We start from the raw sequence: 25,862 nt of genomic DNA, 5'->3' as shown, positions 1-25,862 counted from the left end.
GGTTCAAAGACTATTTTTTAAATTGAATCGCCGTTACGGGCTGAATGCGGTTGATGATGAACGTAGGAAGCCACAATACCAGCGCGATGAGCAGAATGGTGCCTGCGTTCAGGGCCAGAATTGTGGGCCAGTCCCACGAAATTGGAACGTAGTTCATGTAATAATTTTTCGGGTCGAGCGGAATCACTTTGAAGCGGTCCTGCACGAAGCACAGGCCCAGCCCAACCACGTTGCCGATGAGCAGGCCCCAGCCAACCATGTTCAGGCCCACGTATACAAACATGCGCCGGATGAGCGGGTCGGGGCCACCGAGGGCTTTCAGCAGACCAATCATTGGTGTGCGTTCCATCATCAGCACCAGCAATACCGACACCATGTTGAACGAAGCCACAAAGGCAATCAGCGTCAGCAGAATCACCATGTTGCGGTCGAGTAGCACCATCCAGTCGAAGAGCGGGCGGTATTGGTCCGTTACGCGGGTCAGGCGCATGTCGGGGGCCATGCGGTCGAAAACGTTGCCTTCAATCTGGGGTAGCCGCTCAAAATCGGTAACGAAAATTTCGTAACTCCCCACCGAATCGACGCCCCAGCGATTGAGCCGCTGAATCAGCCGAATATCGCCCAGCGCAATGGTTTTGTCAACTTCTTCCAGCCCCGTGTCGTAGATGCCGACAACCTTCATTCGGCGGGCGCGGGGCGGATTGCCCAGAAAATACAGCGGCACGTTATCGCCTACCTTCACCCGCAACTGATTCGCCATATACTGACTCAGCAGCAGTTGCGTACTGCCCGTACCGGTGTCGGCTCCAACATCGGGTACAGTACCGGCCACGAGCGACTCACGCACGAGATCCCAGTTATAATCGCGGCCAACGCCTTTCAAGACCACGCCCGCCAGTTCGTCTTTCGTTTTCAGAATGCCTGCTTTCAGAGCCACCGCCTGCATGTGCTGAATGCCGGGAATCTGGTCGCGTTCCTGATACAGCTTCGTGTTCAGCGGCAGGGGCGATTCTTCATACGAGAGATTATTGGTGAACTTGCCCACCTGCAAATGCGCCCCGAACAGGAAAATTTTTTGCCGGATGGTGTCTTTAAAGCCAAACAGAACAGCAAATGCGACAATCAGAACGGCTAAACCGAGCGCGATGCTGGCAATGCCGACCCGTGTTACCGTAGCCGAAAAACTGCCCTGCGGGGCGTGGCGGACCTTGCGGGCCAAAAAAAGCGGAACGTTCAAGACAGTGAACAGCCAACAGTGAACAGCCAACAGTACTATGTGTACAAACGGAATCAGTGCAGCAACTGTTGGCTGTTGGTTGCCGCCTGTTCACTGACTCGTTTTGTAATCGTCCGTAAAAGTAAGAGTTTTGCAGAAAGCCATCACTAATGATTCACCAGTTCACAAATGTCCCTGAAACGGACACCGCAGTAACCCAGCCCACTGTGCCGGGAAGAACCGCCAAACTTATTAACCGACACCTGCTCTTGTTGCTCACTGTTGGCTGTTGGCTGACAACTGTTCACTGCACAGCACAGTCGCTCCAAACAGGAGCCGACCAAACCAATCTCTATCTGCCCACCCTGGCCGGCAAACGCGTTGGCATGGTCGTAAACCATACGTCGCGCATTGGCAAAACGCATTTAGTCGATAGTTTGGTGGCGCGGGGCATAACCATCAAAACGATTTTCGCGCCCGAACACGGTTTCCGGGGTGATGCTACCGATGGCGAAACCATCAGCGACGGGCGCGATACCCGAACCGGGATTCGAATCACGTCGCTGTATGGCGATAACCGCAAGCCCAAGCCCGCGCAAATGGACTCGCTCGATGTCATTATTTTCGACGTACAGGACGTGGGCACCCGGTTTTATACCTACATCAGTACCATGCATTATGTGATGGAAGCCTGCGCCGAAACCAATAAGCCGCTGCTGGTGCTGGACCGTCCCAACCCGAACGGCCACTACATCGACGGCCCCGTACTCGACCCGAAGTTTAAGTCGTTTGTGGGAATGCACCCCATTCCGGTGGTTCATGGCCTGACCGTGGGCGAACTGGCCCGGATGATTAACGGCGAAGGCTGGCTGGCGGGTAGTAAAACCTGCCCCCTTACGGTGATTCCGGTGAAAAGCTACACGCGCAAAACGCCCTATGTGCTGCCCGTGCCGCCCTCGCCCAATCTGCCCAACCAGCAGGCTATTCTGCTCTATCCGTCTATCTGCTTCTTTGAGGGCACAACCGTAAGCGTAGGGCGCGGCACCGACAAGCAGTTTCAGGTAATTGGTTCGCCCTACACCCAATACGGCCCGTTCACGTTCACACCCGTCGATAAGCCCGGTGCCATGAACCCACCCCTCGAAGGTAAGCTGTGTTATGGGCTGGATTTGTCGAAAATCACCGTGTCGCGGCAGGGGCTGATGCTCGATTATTTCTTCGATTTTTTTAACCGTGCTACCGACAAAAGCAAGTTTTTCCTGCCCACAAATTACATCGACAGACTGGCCGGAACAGATCAGCTTCGGCTGCAACTGCTGGCCGGAGTATCGCCCAAGACTATCCGTAAAAGCTGGCAAACGGGTCTGACGACCTACAAAGTGATGCGGAAAAAGTACCTGTTGTACCCAGATTGAGCGCGAAAATGCTCTACCTTTGTACTTTAGAGAGCAATCCATGACCACCGAACAGATTCTGATTCTGGATTTCGGCTCGCAGTACACCCAACTCATTGCCCGTCGGGTGCGCGAGCTGAACGTTTACTGCGAAATCCATCCCTACAACAATATTCCTGCACTGACGCCCAACGTAAAAGGCGTTATTCTATCGGGCAGTCCTTCCTCCGTGCGCGATGCCGACGCACCCAACATTGACCTGAGCCTGTTCCGGCAAAAACTGCCGCTCCTGGGTGTTTGCTACGGGGCGCAACTGCTGGCTCAGACCAGCGGGGGCGAGGTGCAGGCGTCGGCTATCCGCGAATATGGCCGGGCTAAACTGGGTACGGTTACTGCCGGTAGTCCGCTGATGCAGGGTATCGATTCTCATTCGCAGGTCTGGATGTCGCACGGCGATACCATCACGAGCGTTCCGGCTGATTTTGAGATCATTGCCTCAACCGATAGTGTTCGGGTGGCGGCTTTTCACGTAGCGAATGAACCGACGTATGGCATTCAGTTTCACCCCGAAGTAACGCATTCGCTGCAAGGCAAAGTGCTGTTGCATAACTTCGTAGTGAACATTTGTGGCTGCTCGCAGAACTGGACCGCCGACTCGTTTGTCGAGAGCACGGTGGCGCAGCTACAGCAGAAACTTGGCAACGACAAGGTTGTGCTGGGGCTGTCGGGCGGGGTCGATTCGTCGGTGGCTGCTACGCTGATTCACCGGGCCATTGGCAAAAACCTGTACTGCATTTTTGTAGACAATGGCGTGTTGCGGAAAGACGAGTTTTCGGGCGTGCTGGAATCGTATAAAACGCTGGGCCTGAACGTGAAAGGCGTTGATGCTAAAGAGCAGTTTTATACCGCCCTGACCGGGCTGACCGACCCAGAAGCCAAGCGCAAAGCCATCGGCAAAACGTTTATCGAGGTCTTCGACCAGGAAGCGCATCTGATTGAAGGCGTCTCGTGGCTGGGGCAGGGCACGATCTATCCCGACGTAATCGAGTCCGTATCGGTAAAAGGGCCGTCGGCTACCATCAAGTCGCACCACAACGTGGGTGGCCTGCCCGATTTCATGAAACTGAAAGTAGTAGAACCCTTAAACACGCTCTTCAAAGATGAGGTGCGGGCTGTAGGGCGAACACTCGGCCTGCCCGACGCCATTCTGGGTCGTCACCCGTTCCCCGGTCCTGGTCTGGCAATTCGGATTCTGGGCGATGTTACCCCAGAGAAAGTGCAGATTTTGCAGGAAGTAGACGCGCTGTTTATCAATGGATTGAAGCGTGAAGGACTGTACGACAAAGTCTGGCAGGCGGGTGCGATGCTGCTGCCCGTGCAATCGGTAGGCGTAATGGGCGACGAACGTACCTACGAGCGCGTCGTAGCCTTGCGGGCCGTAACGAGCGTGGATGGGATGACCGCCGACTGGGCGCATCTGCCGTATGAATTTCTGGCCGACGTATCGAACGAAATCATCAACCGCGTGAAGGGTGTTAACCGCGTGGTCTACGATATTTCCTCGAAACCCCCCGCTACAATTGAGTGGGAGTAACAAAATAGATGAAAAACGCCCGGCGCAAACCGGGCGTTTTTCGTTCAGGCAACAGGGTCAGCCACCGGAACCGGCACTATTGCCAGGCCGCACTGCTCCATAAATTCGTTGGTGAAAACGGCCCGCGTGGGCGCGTCTAACAGCCGCTCGCGGGCCATAAGCCAGGCATCGACCCGGCTGCCGTACATCCGACGAATGCGGGCGGCATCTAAGCCGAAATTCACTTTACCCCAGTGCATCGTAAATGGAATATGGAGTGCATCGAGCCGGTTCCAGACGCGGTGCAGAAACGCATTGGTCAGGTTGGATTCGATTCCGTCGAGTTCGAGTACGCAGGTAATCGGAAATTTCGTGAACCCAAGCGTGGCCTGTGTGCCTTTGACCCAGCGCAGGCCCATTACCCCCGGAAAGGCCGATTCGCGGTTGAGGGCGCAGATTTCGGCCAGTACGCGCAGGCTGTCTTTGGCGTCGATGCCGATGGCCGAGCTACACGCTTTTCCCCGGATGTTGGTAGGTGCAAAAAATTCACGCATGGTGCCAACTAAGCCGTCGGTATGTTCAAGGGCCATCGGGTAAAGTTTATTGACGAGCGTTGGCACGAGCATGCGGGGGCGAAGTCTATCCAAAAGCGTCTGAATCAAGCCCAGCGTATCGTCGCCATACGTAAAATCGGCTTTTCGCACGTCGGCCACCGATTCGCCGTCGGGCTTTGCTTTGTGTTTGTAAAGCACCCGCACAAACGGACCTCTATCGTTGTTCTGACCCGTCAGGTCGATCTGGTGTGGGTTGACAATCGTCTGAAAATGATAGGCTTCGCCCGCTGTCGGGTCTGTATCGTCGGGCAGATTCATTTCTGCTTTCAAGGCTGAAAAGTCACACTCGCTCATGGCTTTTTCGAGCGTATTGTACGGCACACTCGTTTTACTGTACGACTTCAGCCAGAATAAATCCTCAACGTCGAGCAACACGCCGTGAATAAAACTGAATGAGCCGAAGCTGACGAGAGCCGCGTTGAACAGATCATCGTCGCGCAGCACTTCTGAAATGCCTAAGCCATCGGTAAACGACTGGCTGACAACCGGATACGTGGCCCGTTCGAGCCATACGTGCCGGTCGGGACCGCAGACAAGGTGAATACCGACAACCATATCCTGCGTGGCCCCGAACCCGAACGCGGCCCCGTGCGTACCGGTCGAGATAGCCCCGGCAATGGTTTGGCCGTTGCTCGCCCCCGACGCCCGGATCGATTTGCCGATAGCCTCAAGCTTTTGTTCCAGAATATGCACCGTAGTGCCGCATTCGGTAAAAAACAGATTACTCGCCGATTTGCCCGCATTTGTGTAGGCCGGAGCTACCGATGCGGCTGTGAGCGTAAACGTCTGCATCAGCGCATTGGTATCGACCATGCCACCGTTGGTAACGCCCACTTTGGTGAACGACCAGTTTTTGCCGATGGCCCGCAGCCGCAGATTCCGGTCGAGGGCGTACTGGATCAGCCACTGAAAGTTGGCAGTCGTTTGCTGGTAGGCCGCGCGGCTCGATAAGCCGTTGGGAATGCGCAGTTTAAACGATGCGCCGGGCGTGAGCGGCTGGGTGAAATTCTGGTGGCGATTCGTTAGCGAATGCACCGATACCTGTTCGAGACCGTTGGGGAGACTCATGGCGGGAATTGCTAAAAAATTTATATTCAGAGCGAATCGGTGGGTGGGACGTAAGGCGCACAGCACCATTCGATGCGCCGTTTGTTGACAATGCCAAGCGTAACGCCCGACAACAGATACTGCCCAAACGTAGAGCGTACCGTAACTCCATTGAGGTGATAGAACCGTTTATCGCAGGGCGGTTCGATGTCTTTAGGCTGCATTAATCCCCAGAAATAGGCCGTGGCTACGGTTTTTGTGTAGGGTACGCTGGCGGGCGTATCGCAGTCGGGTTCTGTGACAACGCGCACGGTCATACAGCCCGATAATAGCGGAGATAACAACACAACCAAAACAAGACGGAAGACAGGCGGGCATAACATAAGTAGTGCGTATGATAGGTATGTCTGATTAGTCGGAAAACTATCAGACACAGCCTACATTATGGTTAAGAATTTGATTAACCGGATGATACGATTAAAGAGATGTTGATTTTTACCGATTTGTACTTACTGAATAGTGGGTTATGTAGATAATTTCTACAGAATTTATAGAACAAATATGCCGCTCGTCTCTTTATTACTACGAGTAACACTAATACGCCAAATCCATACGCCCAATGAGCGATACCGAGGCAACGCAACGGCCTGACCTAAACCAACTCGACGCGCTGACAATTCCTGTCATCGCCGAACAGCTAACGGTCGATACGCAGCAGATGGAAACAGGTCGAATCCGTATCGTTAAGTCCGTGCAAACGCAGGAGCAGACGGTAGACGTGCCGCTGATGAACGAATCGTATGAGGTGGAGCGGGTGGCTATGAACCAATATGTAGACACGGCCCCGGCGGTTCGTTACGAGGGCGATACGGTTGTGTATCCGGTGTTACAGGAAGTGCTGATTGTGGAAAAGCGGCTGATGCTGCTGGAAGAAGTGCGTGTGACGAAACGCCAGCAAACTCGCGTAGAAACGCAGTCGGTGCCAGTACGAACCGAGGCCGTGACCGTTGAACGGTTGCCGCCACAAATCTGAACGTTCGGCCATAGCGATGGCCTTCGTTATAAATCAAAATCAATTTCTCAACGTAAACCCAGTACAATCATGGCTTTTACAGTAGTCGGCGTATTCGACAACGCCACCGACGCCCAAAACGCAGTAGACGAATTAGTAAGTGACGGTTTCTCGCGCAGCAACATCGATTTATCGGCCCAGACGGGCTCGCTTAGCGATGGCACAACGTATGCCGATACCTCAAACAGCACGGTGCCTGATCGCCACCGGAACACCAGCGGAACCTATGCCGAAGAGGTTGTTGACGACACCAAAGACGTAGGCAGCAGCATCGGTAATTTCTTCAGTTCGCTGTTTGGTGGCGACGATGACGACCGCCGGGAGCGATACACCCGCGTAGGCGAACGCAGCTCAATTGTAACAGTACACGTTACAGGTAATGACGAGGCCGAACGCGCTGCCGACATCCTCGACGACAACGGAGCTATCAACGTGGATGAGCAGGACGAGCAGTACGGCTACAGCAGCACCATGACGGGCACCGACGCTACGCTGGGCGCAACGGGCAGTTCGGCCACGATGGGCTACGGCGCAGCGGACCTGACCACCGACCGCGACCTGACCACCGGCACCGATCAGACGATCAAGGTAATTCAGGAAGATTTGCAGGTGGGTAAGCGTGAGGTAGAAACCGGTGGTGTTCGGGTACGGAGCCGCATCATTGAGCGGCCCGTCGAAGAAAGTGTACGTTTGCGCGAAGAGCGCGTTCACGTAACCCGCACGCCCGTAAACCGCCCGGCCACCGACGCCGACATGACGGCATTCCAGGAAGGTCAGATTGAACTAACCGAACACGCTGAAGTGCCTGTTGTATCGAAAACGGCTAATGTGGTTGAAGAAATTTCGATTGGCAAAGAGGTGAACGAACGGGTAGAAACCGTTCACGAGACCGTCCGCAGTACCGATGTAGAGGTAGAAAATCTGGGTACCAGTACCAATACGGGTACACAGCGAGGGATATAATTTTTAAGGGGAACACGGATTAAACGGATGGTACTGATAAACACAGATTTTTTTGTTAGATAGAATCCGTGTTTGTCAGTACCATCCGTTTAATCCGTGTTCCCCTCTATAAAAAAACTCATCGCTTCTCCGCAAGTACTTCCCGGATGTCGCTGATGAGTTTGCCGGCGAGGTGGTCGGCGGTAGCGAGGGTGTCGGATTCGGAGTAGATGCGAATAATAGGCTCGGTGTTCGATTTTCGCAGGTGTACCCATTCTTTATCGAACTCAATCTTCACACCGTCGATGGTATTGATGGGGTTACGGGCATATTTGGCCTGAATCCGCTCCAATACCGCATCGACATCGATGTCGGGGGTGAGTTCGATTTTGTTTTTGGAAATGTAGTAGTTCGGATACGTCCGGCGCAGCATGGACGCCGACTTGCCGGAGCGGGCCAAATGGCTCAGAAACAGCGCGATACCTACCAATGCATCGCGCCCGTAGTGCAGTTCGGGGTAAATGATACCGCCGTTGCCTTCGCCCCCGATGATTGCCTGTTGCGCTTTCATCATCTCGACCACGTTCACTTCACCCACCGCCGACGCAAAATGCTGCCCGCCGTAGCGTTTCGTCACGTCGCGCAGGGCCACCGTACTCGACATGTTTGAGACCGTATTGCCATTAGCCGGACTGTTTTTCAGCACGTAATCGGCAACGGCAACCAGTGTATATTCTTCACCGAAAGGGGAACCATCTTCGCAGATCAGGGCCAGCCGGTCGACGTCGGGGTCAACCACGATACCCAGATCGGCATTACCTTTTTCCATTTCCTTGATAATATCGCGGAGGTTTTCGGGCAGCGGTTCGGGGTTGTGGGCGAATTGGCCGGTGGGTTCGCAATGCAGTTTGGCAACGTGTTCAACGCCAAGGGCTTCGAGTAGTATCGGCACGGCCAGTCCACCAGTTGAGTTCACCGCATCGACTACTACCCGGAAATTCCGGTTGGCAATAGCGTCGCGGTCAACCAACGGCAGGGCCAGAATTTTCTCAACATGTTTGTGAAGCCAGGTATCGTCGGCCCGGTACTGGCCCAGCTTACGCACCTCGGCAAAATCAAATGCTTCGCTTTCGGCCAGAGACAGCACCTCGGCTCCGTCCTCTGCTGAAATAAATTCACCTGTTTCGTTGAGCAGCTTGAGCGCGTTCCATTGGATAGGGTTGTGGCTGGCTGTCAGGATAATACCACCCACTGCGCCTTCATCAGGCACGGCCATTTCCACCGTTGGCGTAGTCGATAAACCCAGATCAACGACGTTCAGACCCAGCCCCTGCAAGGTGCCGACCACTAAGCGCGAGACCATTTCGCCCGACAAACGACCATCGCGCCCAACAAGTACGGTTTGGCGGTCGGGGTTGCGCTGCCGCAGCCATTGCCCGAAAGCCGCCGTAAATTTCACTACATCTACTGGCGTAAGCCCGTCGCCACTGCGCCCGCCAATTGTACCTCTGATACCGGAAATAGACTTAATTAATGCCACAATACGGATTTAGCTGAAAAGAGTAATTCACAAAGATAACCATTCATGGCTGAGTTTTTTCCCAACTGATGAGTAAGATACATAATGAGTGACTGAAAACGCCGGGTGGCCGGGCACAGTAGACATCTGCGCGTGAAAATGAAGGCTTTTTGGGTTAAGCGGTTTAGTTTTTTCTACCGCTTACTCAAAAGATATATGTTTTTATGAACATTGACTCATAAAGGTAATATATTTTGCTCTGCGAACGCCGTGCCGGGGTTGCTTTCAGTCTGCCCTCCATGACCTACTTGCCAGTTCACCTAAACAACCAACCGCCAGCCCAATGCCAGCCGTTTCCAAAACCGATCAGTTTACGGTCGAATCCTACAAAGTCAGCGTGATTCAGAAACCGGGTGGCCCTGAGCGCACCCTCACGCTCGTTAGTCCGCAGGTGGCGGGGGGCAAGCGTACCACTGCCACGCTGCTGAGTCAGCCAGTCAATCCCTTCGCACCCACCCTCGGTGCCGTTGAAACGAGTTCGGTCGAGTTGGTATCATGGATCAGTCCCGGCCTGTTCGACAGTATGTATGCCATACTACTAACCGAGAAGCCGGTGTTCTGTCGCTATAACTACACCATCAACACAGACCAGCCTAAAACCACAAGCTGGAACCTGAACACGGTAGATATAACAACCGATACCGAAACTCCCGGTGATTTTGAAAAATAGCCCCACGTTCCTCTTCAGACCACTTCTCGCTATTACGTATGCCAACCATCCAGATTACCGTAAAATCGTACAAGGTAACGACCTCGCAGCAGGCCGGTCAGGCCACGCGGGTCATCGAACTCGTCAGCGACTTCATGACTAACAGCTCGGTGGTGAAGGCCACGTTGCTCAGCTTTCCCAAGAACGTGTATGGTCCCGGTAGTGTGGGGCAGGTGGGCAACTACCCGCCCCAGAGCCTGAAGCCCGTTGACCTTGCCGCCTGGATTGACCCGTCGGCCTTTGATTCGTTCTATGCCGTGCTGAGCAACGAAAAGCCCGTCACGCTGCTTTTCGAGTATGCGGCTGACCCAGCCAACCCCAACAGCCCGGTTAAAAACATTCGGGCGGTGGGTTTCAAAACCGGCCCCGAAACCCCCGGCGATTTCGAGAAGTAGGGATATTGTGCTGATACGCAGCCTGTCAGCAACGGAATCGATAATCACAGAACGTAAATCACACTAATTGAAATAATTATAGGGGAATTCGGTTAAAAATTATTTGGAACAATTCTTAATAACTATGTGCATTTCACACAACGATCTGTACCTTTGTTTCAAATCAATCTAAATAAGCTTGTTCGCATGAGCCTTTCCCCACGATTCATTCTTACGGCCTTCATCATGCTGACGGCCCTGTTGCCGACTCAGGCCGGCACTATCTTCGCTGATTCGACCCGCACCTTCGCTGTTCCGACGCTGGCAAAAACACCCAAAGGCACGGTCGCGCTGTCGTGGACCGAAAAAGACGCCAATGGCATGGTATATTTCTACTGGGCCGAGTCTGTCGATCAGGGCCGCACGTTCGGGACGAAGAAACAGATTTTTGCCTCACCGGGCATGAGCGGGTCGCGGCTGATGCGCCCCCGGCTGCTGTTCCGGCCCAACGGCTCTATAATGGCCGTATTTGCCCTGCGTGGCACCGACGTAGCTCCGGCTCAGGCCGATCATCATAACCACGGCGCAGCCCCGGCAGGTGAAAAACCAAAACAGGAGGGACGTGCGGGCGGGCGACCATCCGATTTGCAGATTGTTTATACGACTTCGGCTGATGGCACCGCCTGGACGCAGCCCGCGCCCGTTCATGCCGACCGCACGCCCAACACCGTGCGCGGCTTTTTCGATGCCACCATACTGGCGAATGGTGAAGTGGCCGTAACCTATCTGAAAGATATTCCTGGCAAGCCGCACGAGCGTGATCTACGTCTGGTACGCACAGCGGGCGGCAAATTTGGCGATGAACAGGTACTCGATCCGTTCGTGTGCGACTGTTGCAACATCAGCCTGTTAGTCGATAAAGCCGGTACGCTGCACCTGTATTATCGGGAGAATCAGGATAATATTCGTGACATTGCCGCCATGCGCTCGACCGACAACGGAGCCACCTTCTCGAAAGCCAGTATTTTCTCGCCCGACAACTGGCGGGTCAACGGTTGCCCGCATTCGGGGCCAACGTCGAGCGCAGGCGGTGGGCAGAATCTGGTGGCCTGGTTCTCCGGCGCGACCGATGCCCCCGGCATTCGGGTGGCCGACCAGAATGGCAGGAAATTGGTTGTTTTGAGCGAGGCTACGGCTAAGAACCCGTATTTGGTGCCAACGCCCTCGGCTTCGGTGCTGCTCTGGGAGCAAAATCAGCCCACCGAATCGACGCCAGTATCGACCATTGCCTATCGCAGCATTCAGGGTGGTAAAGTCACCGATATGCAGGTAGTTACGGGTTCGGCAAACGGAACCAATGCCAGCGGGCTTGCTGCCGATGGGCAGTTGGTGGTTGCCTATGAAGTGCGGCAGGCCAACAATAAAAACGCGCTTGGCGTTTCGCTCGTGAAGTTGTAAACTACAAAGGGTAACTTATACCAATTTGACATTGCATTGATGTATTGCTGACGCGAGTGAGACGCAAAGGGTTGCGTCTCTACATGTGACCATCCCGTTGTAGAGACGCAACCCCTTGCGTCTCACTCGCGTCAGCAATACGTCATACCTGATTCAATTTCATATTATTATTCAGAACAGCCTGCCTTCGGATAGGCTGTTTTTTTACACTCATACACATAAATGCTTGTTGGGGATAAAGTAAATAGACATTAAAAAAGAAAATTTTGAATATTAAAAACAAATTAAAATTTTATGCTGTGATATTGTGATAGCGACGAATAAAAACACATAAATTCAATCTGATTTAAAATGTCCCCTCTCAAAATCTATGATCAATCTCTATGAAAACATGTTTATTTCTGCTTGTTCTGACGTTGCCCGTTGTCGCTCTGGCGCAGCAGCGCGTGGTGCGGGGGCGGGTTACGGATGCTGCTGAAAAATCGGCCTTGCCCGGCACGACCATCACGGTAAAAGGCGGTACGCAGGGTACAGTCACCGATGCGCAGGGAACGTATCAGATCAACGTTCCCGAACGAAATGCCACGCTGGTGTTTTCGTCGGTAGGTTTCCGACCGCAGGAAGTCGTCGTTGGCAACAAAGACGTGGTCGACGTTGTGCTGACCGTCGATACCAAGCAGTTGAGCGAAGTGGTTGTAACAGCCGCCGGGATCAAACGCGACAAAAACGCACTCGGCTATGCCGTCACCACACTCGATGCCGCCAAACTCGCCCAACGCTCCGAACCCGATCCACTGCGGGCCTTGACGGGGAAAGTGGCAGGGGTCAACGTTCAGGGGTCGGGTGGGGCGGCTGGCGGAGCTACCAACATCACCATTCGGGGCAATTCGTCGCTGGGCAACAACAACCAGCCGCTGTTTGTAGTCGATGGCGTGCCGTTCGACAACTCCAGTTTCGGCGGCACCGACGGCACCGTGGGCGGGTCCACGATCACCAACCGGGCCTTCGACTTAGACCCGAACAACATCCTGACCATGACCGTGCTGAAAGGAGCCGCAGCAGCCGCGCTCTACGGGTCGCGGGCGGCCAACGGAGCCATAATCGTTACGACCAAAGCCGGAAAAAGTCAGAGCCGAAAAGGGCTGGAAATCACCTATAACACAGGCTATTCCATCGAAACGGTAGCCGGTTTGCCGGAGTACCAGACCCGTTACGGGCAAGGCACCAACTTCGACTACCGGAGTGGCGTGTTTGGGTCGTGGGGACCACCGTATCAGGGCGTATCCAGCCTGATTCCGACGCGGGCTACCATTCCGCACCCGCTTACGACCAACAACCGCTACCCGGTCTCGGTATTTCCAGAGTTCTATCAGGCCGATGGCCGAACACCCGTTCAGGTGCCGTACCAGTCGTATTCACAGAACAACGCGAAGAATTTTTTCCGAACGGGCAACGTCTTCGAGAACGCACTGTCGGTATCGACCGGGGGCGAGAAGGGCAACCTGACCGTAGGACTGTCGCGGACGGGCAATCAGGGGGTAGTGCCGGAAAATGAAATTACCCGTACCGGCATCAACATCGGCGGCAACGCCCAGCTCGACAATAAGTTTTACGTCAGCGGATCGCTCAACTACGTGAATACCAATCAGGTATCACCCCAGGTGACGGCGGCAAACGGCGCAGGAGCATCTATCATGGACATCCTGCTGTTTGTACCGACGAGCTTCGATCTCACGGGCTTTCCGAACACGAACCCGCTGAACGGCAACAATGTGTACGACCGCGTTGGCACCGACAACCCCTACTGGTCGGTGCAAAACAGCCCCACCACCAGCAAGGTAGACCGCTATTACGGCAACATGGTGTTGGGCACCGACGTGCTGCCCTGGCTGAATATTCAGAATACCATTGGCTTCAACGCCTACACCGACCGGCGCGTAGTGGTCAACGGCAAAGGGGGCGACTATTTCCCGAATGGCAACGTTACCAACGATAATATTTACCGCCAGGAAATCGACAACACGCTGTTAATCACCGCAACCAAATCCCTCAGCGAAGACTTCGGTCTGAAAGTGATTCTGGGTAACAACGTAAACCAGCGACTGACGGAGCGGGCCGTGGTATTTGGCGACGGAATTATTTTCCGGGGCATCAACTCGCTCAACAACACCAGCGTGACCATTCCGCGCGTGCTGCCCAACAACCGCAACAACTTCAAACAGCGGTATTTTGCGTTTTTTACCGACATCTCGCTCGACTATAAAAACTACGCCTTTCTGAACCTCGTGGCCCGCAACGATGTGTCGTCAACGCTGCCTGCCAGCAACCGGAGTTACCTGTACGGCGGAGCCAGTGCGTCGCTGATTTTTACGGAGGCTCTCCGACTGCCCAAGAATGTGCTGTCGTTCGGCAAATTCCGGGCGGGCTACACACGGGTGGGCAACGAAGCCACGCCCTACCAGACCCAGACCGTGTACATCGCCAACCCGGTGCTGGGGGCCGGCACCGGCACGGGGGCCATTGCCTCGCCCTTCAACGGGCAGAGTACGCTGACCGAATCGGACCTGCTCGCCAACGCCGAACTCAAACCCGAATTTATTACCGAACTGGAGTTGGGCGCAGAGTTGCAGTTTTTCAACAACCGAATCGGGTTAGATATTACGTACTACAACAAAATCAGCACCTCGCAGATTTTCACCGTCAACGCGGCCCCGTCGACGGGCTACACGCAGAAGGTGATTAACCTCGGCAAGTCGTCGAACGAAGGGATAGAGATTGGGTTGAGTGCTACGCCCGTGAAACTGCCCAACGGGTTTTCGTGGGATATTTCGTCGGCCTTCACCCTGAACCGCAACATCGTGCTGGATATTGGTGCGCTGAAAGAACTGCCCTACGGCGGCTTCTCCGACCTCGGCAGCGTACACATTGCCGGTCAACCTTACGGACAGATTCGCGGTTCGACTTACGCCCGCGACGACGAAGGCAACATTCTCGTGAATCCCAACACGGGCAAGCCAATTCTAAGCGGCAGAACCGGACCCATTGGCAATCCCAACCCCGACTTTATCCTGGGCGTAACGAACACGCTGAGCTATAAAGGGCTTACGCTCAGTGCCTTATTCGACTGGAAGAAGGGCGGAGACATGTACTCGTTCACGGCCTATGAACTCCTGAGCCGGGGCGTTACGCGGGATACCGACGAGCGCGAGGCCATTCTGGTCGGGCCGGGGGTGCTGGGTAACGTAAATACGCTTCAGCCAATTTTAGACGGCGAGGGTAAAAAGATTCCCAACAACATCGGCATTGCCGTGGCCGATTACTACTTCTCCGGCGGTTTCGGGCCGGGGGGCGCGGGCGAAGTCAACGTCTTCGATGCCACCGTGTTCCGGCTGCGCGAAGTGTCGCTGGGGTATCAACTGCCAAAAAAATGGCTGTCGAAAACGCCGTTTGGTATGGCGGTGCTGTCGATGAGCGGGCGCAACCTGTGGTATCTGGCTCCCAACTTCCCGAAGTACCTCAACTTCGACCCGGAGGTTAGTTCGCTGGGTGCGGGCAACTCGCAGGGCTTCGATTTTATCGGAATTCCGACCACGCGCCGGGTGGGTGTCAACCTCCGGTTAAGCTTCTAACGGTCTCTACGTCACTTGTTTCTGACCAAAAAAACGATCATGAATCTCATGCAAACGTTCCGAACGATTTCGCTACTGGGGCTGCTGATGCTGGCCGGAGCCTGCCGCGAATTTGTCGATATCAATGCCGACCCCAACAACCCGACCACGCCCGTGCTGGAGTTGCTGCTGCCCGCCACGCAGGTGTCGATGACGGGTAGTCTGCGCGACGTAAATCAGGGTGCTTCGGTGCTGTCGCAACACCTGTACACAATCGCTACGAGCCGCAATTTTCAGGACGGCACCGATTATCAGCAGTCGTGGAATTCGCTGTACACGCAGGTGCTGAACGACCTGGAAATCATTATCCGCGAAGGCACCCGCCTGCAACGCTGGGATTACGTTGCTATTGCCAAACTGCAAAAAGCGTATGTCTACAGCCTGATGGTTGACCTCTGGGGCGACATTCCCTACGCCGATGCCTCGAAGGGCCTGACCGTGTCGGACCCGACCTTTGAAAGCGGAGCCGCCATCTACGACAAGCTGTTTCTGCTCATTGATGAAGGGCTGGCCGATGCCAATAAAGGCAACTTCGCCATTCAACCTACCACCGCCGACCTGATTTACCGGGGCGACAAAGCGGCCTGGATTCGGATGGCTAACTCGCTCAAAATAAAGCTCTTTAACCAGATTCGGCTGGTGCAGCCCGACAAGGCGAAGGCGGGTATTGCCGCGCTCCTGAGTGCCAATGCGCCCCTCATCAGCACCAACGCGCAGGATTTCTCGTTCCGCTTCGGCACCACCGAAACCCCGGCCAATCGCCACCCCTGGCACCGTACCGAATACCAGGCGGGGAAGAGTTATTACATGAGCCAGAATTTTATGGAGCGACTGTTTGGCACCGACGACCCGCGCATCCGGTATTATTTCTTCCGGCAAACGTCGAACTATACGGTTGGGTTTACGCCCACCGGCAACGGCTACTTTGGCCGCTACACGGGCGATGCTACGGCGGCTCCCAACGACAATGCCCTGAAAGCCACAGTGGGTGTATATCCGGCGGGTGGGCTGTACGACGCCAGCCCGATCAACAACCTGACGGCGGCTAATGTGTTTGTTACCAACAGCGGGGCCACGGGTGCGCCTAAAGTCGTGACCAATATCGACGGGTCGGGGGCGGGTGTGTTCCCGTTTATCACCAACGCCATGATGAAGTTCATACTGGCCGAAGCCGCGCTGACTATGGGTACGGCGGGCGACCCGAAACAACTGTTTCAGGAAGGTATAACGGCGAGTCTGAACAGCATCAACACCATCGCCACAACGTCGGGTAACTCGGCTCCGGTGCTGCCCACGGCCACGATTACGGCTTTTGTGGCAAACCGAACGGCGCAGTACGACGCGGCTGACGCGGGGGGTAAATTAGCCGCCGTGATGACGCAGAAATACATTGCTCTCTATGGCAACGGCATCGAAGCCTATACGGACTACCGCCGAACAAACCTGCCCACTCTGGCCGCGCCCATTGCACCCCTGAACTCGTTCCCGCTCCGGTTAGCCTATTCCATCACCGAACTGGCAACCAACGCCACTGTATCGGGCAAAGCCGATCAGGTACAGACCGCCCAGCAAATCACCCCCGTATTCTGGGACAAATAGCACCCCACCCCAACCCCTCCCCGTTAGGGAGGGACTTACTCGCGTAAGCTTCTTTAGAAGTAAGCCCCTCCCTAACGGGGAGGGTTGGGGTGGGGTTAACAATCAATCGCCATGAAAAAACTGTTTTTATACCTCTTACTGACGTTGCCGGTAGTGCTCGATGCCTGCAAAACCGAAGAATACGTCTGGGAAAACTGGGCATACACTGCCGTGCCGCTGGTAGCGGTCAACACCAGCAAATCGGCCCTGCCTACGGTAGCCACGGCCAACACCTCGTTTTTCGACCTGAGTGCGGCCAATATGGCCGATCAGGTGTTTGAGTACACGCTGCGCTGGGAAGGCTTCGGGAAAGCCGAGGTGCAATCCATTAATGTGTTTCTGGGCTTCGTAAAAGCTCCTGCTACGGGCAACCCGGCTTATCCGATTGTACTGTCGCAGCCGGGCGGGGTGTATCCGAGCGTAACGCAGTACCCACTGCCGAGCCGCGTAGGCACGACCGACAAGCTTTACGCCACCGTAACCGAGTTCCCAAAAACGTTTACGGTAACTGCGGCCCAGTTGGCGGCTTTTACCGGTACTAATCTGGCGACGGTGGCCCAGAACGATTATTTCGTATTCAAATTCACCCTCCTGCTGAAAGATGGTCGCCAGATTGCAGGCTTTCAGGAAAACGTCTGTGACGAAGCCCGTGGCGAAGTGGGTGACTGCCGCGTGGGCGTTCGTTTTCGCCGACGCTGACAGGAAAGGCACGAGCCAACGCCCGTGCCGGTTTGCTGATGAATAACCAAGTATATACCATTTAAACGAACCTCTCAACAATGCGTTACGCTACTCATTCCCTGCTGGCCGTGCTGCTGCTGGTGCTGAACACCACGCTGGCCCAGAAAATCCCTTCGCCCAAAGAACACTTTGGCTTCAACATCGGCGACGATTACCAGTTGGTTACGTATACCAAAACCGAAGATTATTTCAAGAAAGTAGCCGCTGCCTCCGACCGGGTTAAGTTGGTCGATATTGGCATGACCGAAGAAGGGCGGCACCAGTACATGCTCATCGTATCGTCGCCCGCGAACCTGAAAAAAGTAGACCGCTACAAAGAGATTTCGCAGAAGATGGCCCGCGCCGAAGGGCTGACCGACGAACAGGCCCGTGCGCTGGCCGAAGAAGGCCGCGCCATTGTCTGGATCGACGGGGGGCTGCACTCCACCGAAACGGTAGGCATGATGCAACTGATTGAAACGATTTGGCAACTCGTAAGCCGCAACGACCCCGAAACGATGCGGATTCTCGACCAGGACGTGATTCTGCTTACCCACGCCAACCCCGACGGGCAGGAAATCGTGACCAACTGGTACATGCGCGAACCCGTTGCCAACAAGCGCGTACTCGACAACCTGCCGCGCCTGTATCAGAAATACATCGGCCACGACAACAACCGCGATTTCTTCATCATGAACATGAAAGAAACCCGCAACATCGGTCGGCAACTGTTTGTGGAGTGGATCCCGCAGATTATGTACAATCACCACCAGCGCGGCCCGGCGGGGTCGATTCTGGCTGGCCCGCCCTACCGCGACCCGTTCAACTACGTCTTCGACCCACTGATGGTGACGGGCATCGACGCCCTCGGCGCGGCTATGGTGAACCGGCTCAACGTTGAAAACAAGCCCGGCTTTACGCGGCTGGGCGGGTCGGTATTTTCGACCTGGTACAACGGCGGTTTGCGGACTACCACGCACTTCCACAACATGATCGGGCTGCTGACCGAGATTGTGGGTGGCCCTACGCCCGAAGACGTACCGTTGGTGCCGAACCGGCTGATTCCCAACGGCAACACGCCTTTTCCGGTGACGCCCCAGAAGTGGTATTTCAAGCAGTCGATTGATTACTCGCTGTCGCTGAACTATGCCGTGCTGGATTATGCCGCCCGCCACCGCGACCAGTTGCTGTACAACATTTACCGGATGGGCAAGAACTCCATCGAGCGGGGTAGCAAAGACTTCTGGGCCTTGTCGCCGAAGAAAATTGAGGCCATCAACGACGCTTTCAAGAATGATCCGAAGAAGCCCGTATCGACTACCAGCGCGGGGGCTGCGGCTCTGGCGCAGTATGGTATGTTGCCACGCGGGGGCGGTATGCCGGTGAAGTATTACGATACCGTCATGAAAGCCCCGGTCATGCGCGACCCACGCGGCTTTATCATCCCGGTCAACCAGCCTGATTTTGGCTCGGCGGTGAAGTTCGTGAACGCGCTCATCCGCACCGGTATTCAGGTACAGCAGGCCACGGCTGACTTTACGGTAGCGGGCCGCAACTACCCGGCGGGGTCGTATGTGGTAAAAACCGATCAGGCATTCCGGCCCCACCTGCTCGACATGTTTGAACCGCAGGATCACCCCAACGATTTCCAGTACCCCGGTGGCCCGCCCGTGCGCCCCTACGATGCCGCTGGCTGGACGCTGGCTTACCTGATGCACGTTAAATTCGACCGGATTCTCGACAGTTTCGATGGCCCGTTCAAAAAACTGCCCATTGGCGAACTCCAGTTACCCGATGGCCGCATCGACGGCGGAGGCAGCGCGGGCTATGTGCTGAGTGCGCGGGTCAACGACGCGTTTATTGCCGTGAACGACCTGCTGGCAGCGGGCATCGACGTGTTCCGGCTACCGGGCGGCATGGGCAGCAAATCGACCGTCGAAGCCGGTTCGTTCTATGTGCCAGCGTCGGCAAAAGCCAAATCGCTGCTCGATAAGTCGGTGAAAGACTTAGGGTTAGTCGTGACGGGCGTATCGAAAAAACCGGCAGGTTCGATGGTCAAAGTAGCACCGATGCGCATTGCGCTCTGGGACACCTACGGTGGCTCGATGCCGTCGGGCTGGGTACGCTGGCTGATGGAGCAGTATCACTTCCCGATGAAAGTCATCTACCCGCAGGAAATCGACGGGGGCGATTTGCGTAAAAAATACGACGCCATCGTGTTCGTAACCCGCGCCATTCCGCCCGTGGGTGGCGGTGACGAAGACATCTGGCGGGCTATGGAGCGTGAACCGAAAGAAGAAAACACACCCGCCGAGTACCGCCCGTGGCTTGGCAAAATTACCCCCGACAAGTCGATTCCGCAGTTGAAAACGTTCCTCGAAGCGGGCGGCACCATCATCACCATCGGCAGCAGCACCAACCTGGCGTATCACCTGAAACTGCCTGTGAAAAGTGCCCTCACCGAAATGACCGCCAGCGGTCAGGAAAAACCACTCCCCGGTGAGAAATACTACATTCCGGGCAGCGTGTTGCAGGTGCAGATCGATTCGACCCAACAGGCCACATGGGGTCTGCCAAGTCGCACCGACGTGTATTTCGATGCCAGCCCGGTGTTTAAACTGGCTCCCGATGCCATTGCCAAAGGCAGCATTATGCCACTGGCGTGGTTTGGCAGCGAGAAACCCCTCCGTAGCGGCTGGGCCTGGGGGCAATCGTATTTGCAGGGTGGCGTTGCCGCTTTTATGGCACCGGTAGGAGCCGGTAAATTCTACGCCTTCGGCCCCGAAATCACGTTCCGGGCGCAGGCACACGGTACGTTCAAGCTGCTCTTCAATCAACTCTACAACACGGGCCGCAGCGGTTCGCAGAGTGTTGATGTGGTGAGTGAGGATTGATGGCTTTCCATAAAAATATCGGATAATTTTAACTGACTTTGTTAAAATTATCCGATATTTTTTGTTCTGCCTACATCAGTCAGCCTTCGTAAACGCCGTTGCCAGCCCAGTGGTAGCGTCTCGCAGCCGGGCTACCCGAATGCCCGACAATCGCCTGTTGTTCAGTATATAATCGCTGATCGGGTAGGGGGTAATCACTACCTGACCCTGCTCCGACGAGGCATGTAGCAGGTGCATCCGCCCGTTAGGCTGGCGCACGGCAAGACCAACGTGTTTCATGTCGAGACCGGGCCGGGCGGCTGTCAGCATAATAATGTCGCCTTCGCGCAGGGCGGCTTCGGCCTGCCGGACATGCTTCTTCGGCACAAACGCGAACGACTGCTGACTCAGAGCCGCTTCGGTGAGGGCCATCTGTTTCAGCACTGCCGGGTCGCGCAGGGCGGGGTACTTCCAGGTGGCGGTGGTCATGTACGTCACGGGTTTGGCTACCGACATACTGCCCGGCAATTCGCGGGTAATATCGGTCAGCAGTCCCTTCCGTTCATTGTCGTATAGCCAGTCAGAGAAGTAGTGCAACCGGCTGGCATAGCCGTCGATTTTGCCATTTCGGTAGCGTAACTGGGTGAGCAGCCGCCGAAACGTTGCTTCAAACAGGGCGGTTGCGTTGGTTTTGCCCCGTAATTCGTGGTTTGCGAGGGTTAGGGCCAATACCGTTTCCAAATACGTAGTACAATCGAATTCGCGCAGATTGACGACCAACTGTTCCGTCGGGTTTACGTCGAGCGTATGCGGCACGTAGGGCTTCGCCAGTAGTTGCCTGCCAATCGACACGGCGGTTTTGCCGGGAGTTTTTTCACCCGCACTATAGAACGGATGCAGATCGATCGATGCGAGGTCCTGCGCTAAAGACAGATGCGAAACAAGTGACAGAAAAAAAACCGTAAAACGTTTCGTCATAGTACAGCGAATGGGTTAATAAACGATTCTGACGCATTACCAGCCAGAAAGTACCACAAACTTACGCTTTAATTTCGAACACGCGAACGGCGCGGGGCGGCAGCAGTAGCGGAACACCCTCACGTCCAACGGCTTCTACCTGTGTATCGGTCAGAAAAATGTCGATAAAGCGATACGTTCGTGCCGAATTCAGATTCAGCGTTTCAAACGCATGATTTGGAATCCGAACCGTAGTTTCATAGGTGCGTTCATTCGAGAAATTGCAGACAATCAGTAGTTTTTGCCGTTCGGTGTAGCGCAGGTAACTGTAAATCCGGTGGGCATCATAGCCGGGGCTTTGGCCGTTGTCGTTGGCCCATTGGAGGTCATAAAAATAGCCGTTCTGAACAGCGTCGGAACCGCTGACGAGGTGATTGAGCTGGTGGTAAAACGCCCGCAGCCGCTGCTGATCGTCGCTTAGTCCTGCTCCGTCGTAGCGGCCTTTGTTCAGGTAGCCCTGCCATTCGGTAATGCCCCAGTAATCGAAAATGGTCGTGCGCCCATCGTCGCCACTGAAGCCCGACGCACCGTCGGCCCGAACCCCAACTTCCTGCCCGAAATAGAGCAGAAACGGACCCGTGTGCATGGTGGCTGATAGTGTCATGCCCGGCACAGCCGCCCAGGGGTCGCTGGCAAAAAAGCGCGATGCAATCCGCTGTTCGTCATGGGTTTCCATGAACCGGAGCATATGCTGGGCATAATCGCCCGACTGTTGCTGCCACACGCGCGTAAGATCATAGCAGGAGCCGTGGCCTTCGGTAAGTGCCCGCACGGCGTCGTAGAGGCCCACTTTATCGTAGAGGTAATCAAATCCACCCTGAAAAATAAACGGTCGGTACAGTCCGGGGTCGTAGATTTCAGCAATGAAAAGAACCTTCGGATATGCCTTTTTAACCTGATACACAGCCCACTGCCAGAATTCGATGGGCACATAATAAGCCATGTCGCAGCGGAACCCGTCGACGCCTTTTTTAGCCCAGAACAGCAGAATATCGAGCATTTGCTGCCAAGTTGCCGGAACGGGGTTAAAATGCTGGCTACCGTCGAAGATGTTCAGCCCGTAGTTCAGTTTCACTGTCTCATACCAGTCGTTCACGTCGGGTGAGGCCGTAATAGAGCCGGAGCCGGTCACTTTAGCAGGGTGTTCGTGAAAGCCAAACCCCACCGAAACGTCGGACCGCCCCGGCCCCTCCCCAGAAGGGAGGGGTGAATGCTCCGAATGGGTTGCTCCCCTCCCTTCTGGGGAGGGGCCGGGGCGGTCCGACGTTTCGGTGGGGTTTGGCGACACAAACGTTTCGCCGGGCAGGTAATAAAAATTGTTGTTGGGTGCGAAGTTGACGGTCGTGTCGTCGTATTCGCCGAGGTCAGCAACGCCGTCTGGTTTGGCGTCGGAGTGGTATTGGCGGGCGACGTGGTTGGGCACGAAGTCGATGATAACCTTCAGTTTGTGCGCGTGCGTTCGCCGAATAAGTGCGTCAAACTCGGCCATGCGCTTTGGCACGTCAACGGCTAAGTCGGGGTCAACGTCGTAGTAGTCTTTTACTGCATAGGGCGACCCGGCGCGGCCTTTCACAACCGACGGGTCGTCGGGCCGGATACCGAAGGCTGAATAATTGGTTTCGGTAGCGTGTTCGAGTATGCCTGTATACCAGACGTGCGTAGCCCCAAACTGCCGAATGGCCCGCAAAGCCGCGTCGTTGATATCGTTGAACGTGCCAACGCCATTCTCCCCGCGTGAACCGTTGAGGGCGTTGGTTGTATTCTGGTTGCCAAACAGCCGGGTGAAAATCTGATAGATGATGAGTTTATTCATCACAGGCATGGCCGATGTGGTGTTCATAGCGTTGCGGGTCGTTTGTTACGGTATGCGCTAAAAATGGGTTCGCAAAACTATGTTCTTTTTTGCCGAAAAACTTGGGTTATTTTTGCCGAATTGAAACCAACCGATCTATGCTAAAGCGATTACTGCTTCCTGCGCTCTGCACCCTGCTGATGAGTCTGCCGGTGCTGGCACAACCAGCCTCTATTCAGCGCGTAAACCCAACGCACTGGTGGACAGGTATGAAAAACCCTAACCTGCAACTGATGATTTACGGCCCAAATGCCGGTTCGCTGACCTATACGCTCAGCTACCCCGGCGTTCGGCTGGCAAAAACGCATACCGTCGAAAATCCGAATTACGCCTTTCTGGATTTAGTTATTTCGCCCTCGGCCAAACCCGGTACGCTGCGGTTTACGGGCAAACGCGGCAGTCAGACCCTGACCCAGACGTTTGAGCTGAAAGCCCGCGATAACAGCCCCAAAGGGCAGGGCGTGTCAGCCGCCGACTTTATCTACCTTGCCATGCCCGACCGCTTCGCCAACGGCGACGAAAGCAACGACAAATTTGCCGACATGGCCGACCCCAACGCCGACCGCAACAATCCGTTTTACCGGCACGGGGGCGATCTGGCCGGGGCTGGCGAGCGGCTCAATTACCTGAAAGACCTCGGCGTTACGGCCATCTGGTTTACGCCCGTGCTGGAAAACAACCAGCCCCTGACCAACGAAGGCGGCAACATGCGCTCGGCCTATCATGGCTACGGCTTCACCGATCATTATGCCGTTGACAGGCGAATGGGTGGCAATGCAGCCTACAAAGAGTTTGTTCGGAAAGCCCACGCGGCAGGCATCAAGGTGGTGCAGGATGCGGTCTATAATCACTGCGGCATCAATCACTGGTTTTTGAAAGACATGCCCATGAAAAGCTGGCTCCATCAGTGGCCGACGTATACCAACACATCGTACAAATACCAGCCCATTACCGACCCGCACGGGGCCGAAAGCGACCGGCGCGTAACCCTCGACGGCTGGTTTGTACCGTTTCTGCCCGACCTGAATCAGAGTAACCCGTTTGTGTCGAATTTCCTGATTCAGCACGCCATCTGGAGCGTCGAGGAGTTTGGTGTCGATGCGTGGCGGGTGGATACGTACATGTATAACGATCAGCCGTTTATGAACCGATGCAACGCGGCCCTGCTGGAGCAGTATCCCGCCATTCACATCTTCGGCGAATCGTGGGTCAACAATGTTGTCGATCAGGCGTATTATACACGAAACAAGATTGATTTTCCGTTCAAGTCGAACCAGCCCGGTGCGTTGGATTTTGTGGTGTATCAGGCTATGCTCGACGCGCTGAAAACCAATTTTAGCTGGGACGATGGCGTAAATAAATTCTATCAGGCTCTGGCGCAGGATGCCGTCTACGCCGACCCCAACAAACTTGTGACGTTCTTAGACAACCACGATACCGACCGTTACCTGTCGGTGATTGGCGAGGATTTCGACAAGTACAAAATCGGAATGACGTGGCTGCTGACAACGCGCGGCATTCCCAGCATGTATTATGGTACCGAAATTCTGATGAAGAATTTCAAAAATCCGTCCGATGCGGAAGTCCGGCGCGATTTTCCCGGCGGGTTCCCCGGCGATAAGGAGAACAAGTTTGAAGCCGCCGGACGCACCGACCGCGAAAACGACGCGCATCTGTTCGTGCGGAAGTTAGCCACCTACCGGCGCGACAATCCGGTAATGCATACGGGCAAATTGATGCAGTTTCTACCGCAGGACGGCACCTATGTGTATTTTCGTTACGATGGTAAAAAGACCGTGATGGTTGCCACGAACACAAGCGACAAAGAAATTTCGCTCGATACGGCCCGTTTTGCCGAGCGTATGAGCGGGTACACCTCGGCCCGTAACGTGCTGACCGACGCCACGGTCAGCGATCTGAAACTGATTAAATTACCGGCTAAAACGGCAGTAGTGCTGGAACTGCGGTAAGGTAGCTATTCGGGACATAAGTCCCGAACCTAATAGCAGCGGATATGCATCCGCCTAAACAAGTAATGTATGCGGACGGATGTCCGCTGTTAATGAGTTCGGGACTTATGTCCCGAACAGCTACCAGCTACAAGTTGCGGAGATAA

At 55.0% G+C, this 25,862-nt stretch carries 18 protein-coding genes; 12 read left to right on the top strand and 6 right to left on the bottom strand.

The features are described 5' to 3' along the window. Positions 1-10: 10 nt before the first annotated feature. Complete coding sequence (locus tag AWR27_RS08205; protein WP_077133873.1) at positions 11-1,237, bottom strand: ABC transporter permease; 1,227 nt, start codon at positions 1,235-1,237, stop codon at positions 11-13. Positions 1,238-1,479: 242 nt separating this feature from the next. Between AWR27_RS08205 and AWR27_RS08200 the strand changes: the two genes are divergently transcribed. After that, entirely contained in the window at positions 1,480-2,631 is a 1,152-nt protein-coding gene (locus AWR27_RS08200; RefSeq protein WP_077133872.1) for an exo-beta-N-acetylmuramidase NamZ family protein, read from the top strand. Positions 2,632-2,671: 40 nt separating this feature from the next. Next, a complete protein-coding gene (gene guaA, locus AWR27_RS08195) occupies positions 2,672-4,204 on the top strand; it encodes a glutamine-hydrolyzing GMP synthase (protein WP_077130733.1) in 1,533 nt (510 codons plus the stop codon). A 44-nt stretch (positions 4,205-4,248) separates the two neighbouring features. On the opposite strand, the gene AWR27_RS08190 is transcribed toward guaA, so the two are convergent. Both AWR27_RS08190 and AWR27_RS08185 read right to left on the bottom strand, forming a co-directional pair. Further along, a complete protein-coding gene (locus AWR27_RS08190) occupies positions 4,249-5,865 on the bottom strand; it encodes an FAD-binding protein (RefSeq protein WP_077130732.1) in 1,617 nt (538 codons plus the stop codon). A gap of 26 nt (positions 5,866-5,891) precedes the next feature. Next, on the bottom strand, positions 5,892-6,155 hold the full coding sequence (locus AWR27_RS08185) for a hypothetical protein (RefSeq protein ID WP_157579176.1): 264 nt from the start codon (positions 6,153-6,155) through the stop codon (positions 5,892-5,894). Positions 6,156-6,463: 308 nt separating this feature from the next. Between AWR27_RS08185 and AWR27_RS08180 the strand changes: the two genes are divergently transcribed. Further along, positions 6,464-6,877, top strand: coding sequence for a YsnF/AvaK domain-containing protein (locus AWR27_RS08180; RefSeq protein ID WP_077130730.1), 414 nt, complete (start codon positions 6,464-6,466; stop codon positions 6,875-6,877). 69 nt (positions 6,878-6,946) lie between these two features. Beyond that, a complete protein-coding gene (locus AWR27_RS08175) occupies positions 6,947-7,879 on the top strand; it encodes a YsnF/AvaK domain-containing protein (protein ID WP_077130729.1) in 933 nt (310 codons plus the stop codon). A 118-nt stretch (positions 7,880-7,997) separates the two neighbouring features. Here AWR27_RS08175 and glmM read toward each other — a convergent pair whose 3' ends face one another. Then, positions 7,998-9,398 carry a phosphoglucosamine mutase gene (gene glmM, locus AWR27_RS08170; protein WP_077130728.1) on the bottom strand — a complete coding sequence of 467 codons (1,401 nt, stop codon included), beginning with the start codon at positions 9,396-9,398 and terminating at the stop codon, positions 7,998-8,000. Between the two features lie 322 nt (positions 9,399-9,720). Here glmM and AWR27_RS08165 point away from each other — a divergent pair, with 322 nt between their 5' ends. The 7 genes from AWR27_RS08165 (at position 9,721) to AWR27_RS08135 (ending at position 20,898) form a co-directional block, all read left to right on the top strand. After that, the gene (locus AWR27_RS08165) at positions 9,721-10,107 is read left to right on the top strand and encodes a hypothetical protein (protein ID WP_077130727.1); all 387 of its coding nucleotides are present in this window, start codon (positions 9,721-9,723) and stop codon (positions 10,105-10,107) included. A 38-nt stretch (positions 10,108-10,145) separates the two neighbouring features. Next, positions 10,146-10,541 (top strand): hypothetical protein, encoded by a 396-nt coding sequence (locus AWR27_RS08160; RefSeq protein WP_077130726.1) that lies wholly within the window; start codon positions 10,146-10,148, stop codon positions 10,539-10,541. Between the two features lie 186 nt (positions 10,542-10,727). Continuing rightward, complete coding sequence (locus AWR27_RS08155) at positions 10,728-11,978, top strand: sialidase family protein (RefSeq protein WP_157579175.1); 1,251 nt, start codon at positions 10,728-10,730, stop codon at positions 11,976-11,978. A 383-nt stretch (positions 11,979-12,361) separates the two neighbouring features. Then, positions 12,362-15,607: a SusC/RagA family TonB-linked outer membrane protein gene (locus tag AWR27_RS08150; protein ID WP_077130724.1), complete on the top strand. Its 3,246-nt coding sequence runs from the start codon at positions 12,362-12,364 to the stop codon at positions 15,605-15,607. 39 nt (positions 15,608-15,646) lie between these two features. Next, positions 15,647-17,245 carry a SusD/RagB family nutrient-binding outer membrane lipoprotein gene (locus AWR27_RS08145; RefSeq protein WP_077133871.1) on the top strand — a complete coding sequence of 533 codons (1,599 nt, stop codon included), beginning with the start codon at positions 15,647-15,649 and terminating at the stop codon, positions 17,243-17,245. A 111-nt stretch (positions 17,246-17,356) separates the two neighbouring features. Continuing rightward, positions 17,357-17,983: a hypothetical protein gene (locus AWR27_RS08140; protein WP_077130723.1), complete on the top strand. Its 627-nt coding sequence runs from the start codon at positions 17,357-17,359 to the stop codon at positions 17,981-17,983. A gap of 80 nt (positions 17,984-18,063) precedes the next feature. Beyond that, positions 18,064-20,898, top strand: coding sequence for a M14 family metallopeptidase (locus AWR27_RS08135; RefSeq protein ID WP_077130722.1), 2,835 nt, complete (start codon positions 18,064-18,066; stop codon positions 20,896-20,898). 75 nt (positions 20,899-20,973) lie between these two features. On the opposite strand, the gene AWR27_RS08130 is transcribed toward AWR27_RS08135, so the two are convergent. After that, complete coding sequence (locus AWR27_RS08130; protein WP_077130721.1) at positions 20,974-21,855, bottom strand: N-acetylmuramoyl-L-alanine amidase-like domain-containing protein; 882 nt, start codon at positions 21,853-21,855, stop codon at positions 20,974-20,976. A gap of 61 nt (positions 21,856-21,916) precedes the next feature. Then, positions 21,917-23,734 carry an alpha-amylase family glycosyl hydrolase gene (locus AWR27_RS08125; protein WP_077130720.1) on the bottom strand — a complete coding sequence of 606 codons (1,818 nt, stop codon included), beginning with the start codon at positions 23,732-23,734 and terminating at the stop codon, positions 21,917-21,919. Between the two features lie 110 nt (positions 23,735-23,844). On the opposite strand from AWR27_RS08125, the gene AWR27_RS08120 reads away from it, so the two are divergent. Continuing rightward, on the top strand, positions 23,845-25,716 hold the full coding sequence (locus AWR27_RS08120; RefSeq protein WP_077133870.1) for a glycoside hydrolase family 13 protein: 1,872 nt from the start codon (positions 23,845-23,847) through the stop codon (positions 25,714-25,716). Positions 25,717-25,862 lie beyond the last annotated feature (146 nt).

The sequence above is a fragment of the Spirosoma montaniterrae genome, assembly GCF_001988955.1.
Taxonomy (GTDB): Bacteria; Bacteroidota; Bacteroidia; order Cytophagales; family Spirosomataceae; genus Spirosoma; species Spirosoma montaniterrae.
This window is presented reverse-complemented; position numbering and strand designations above follow the sequence as displayed.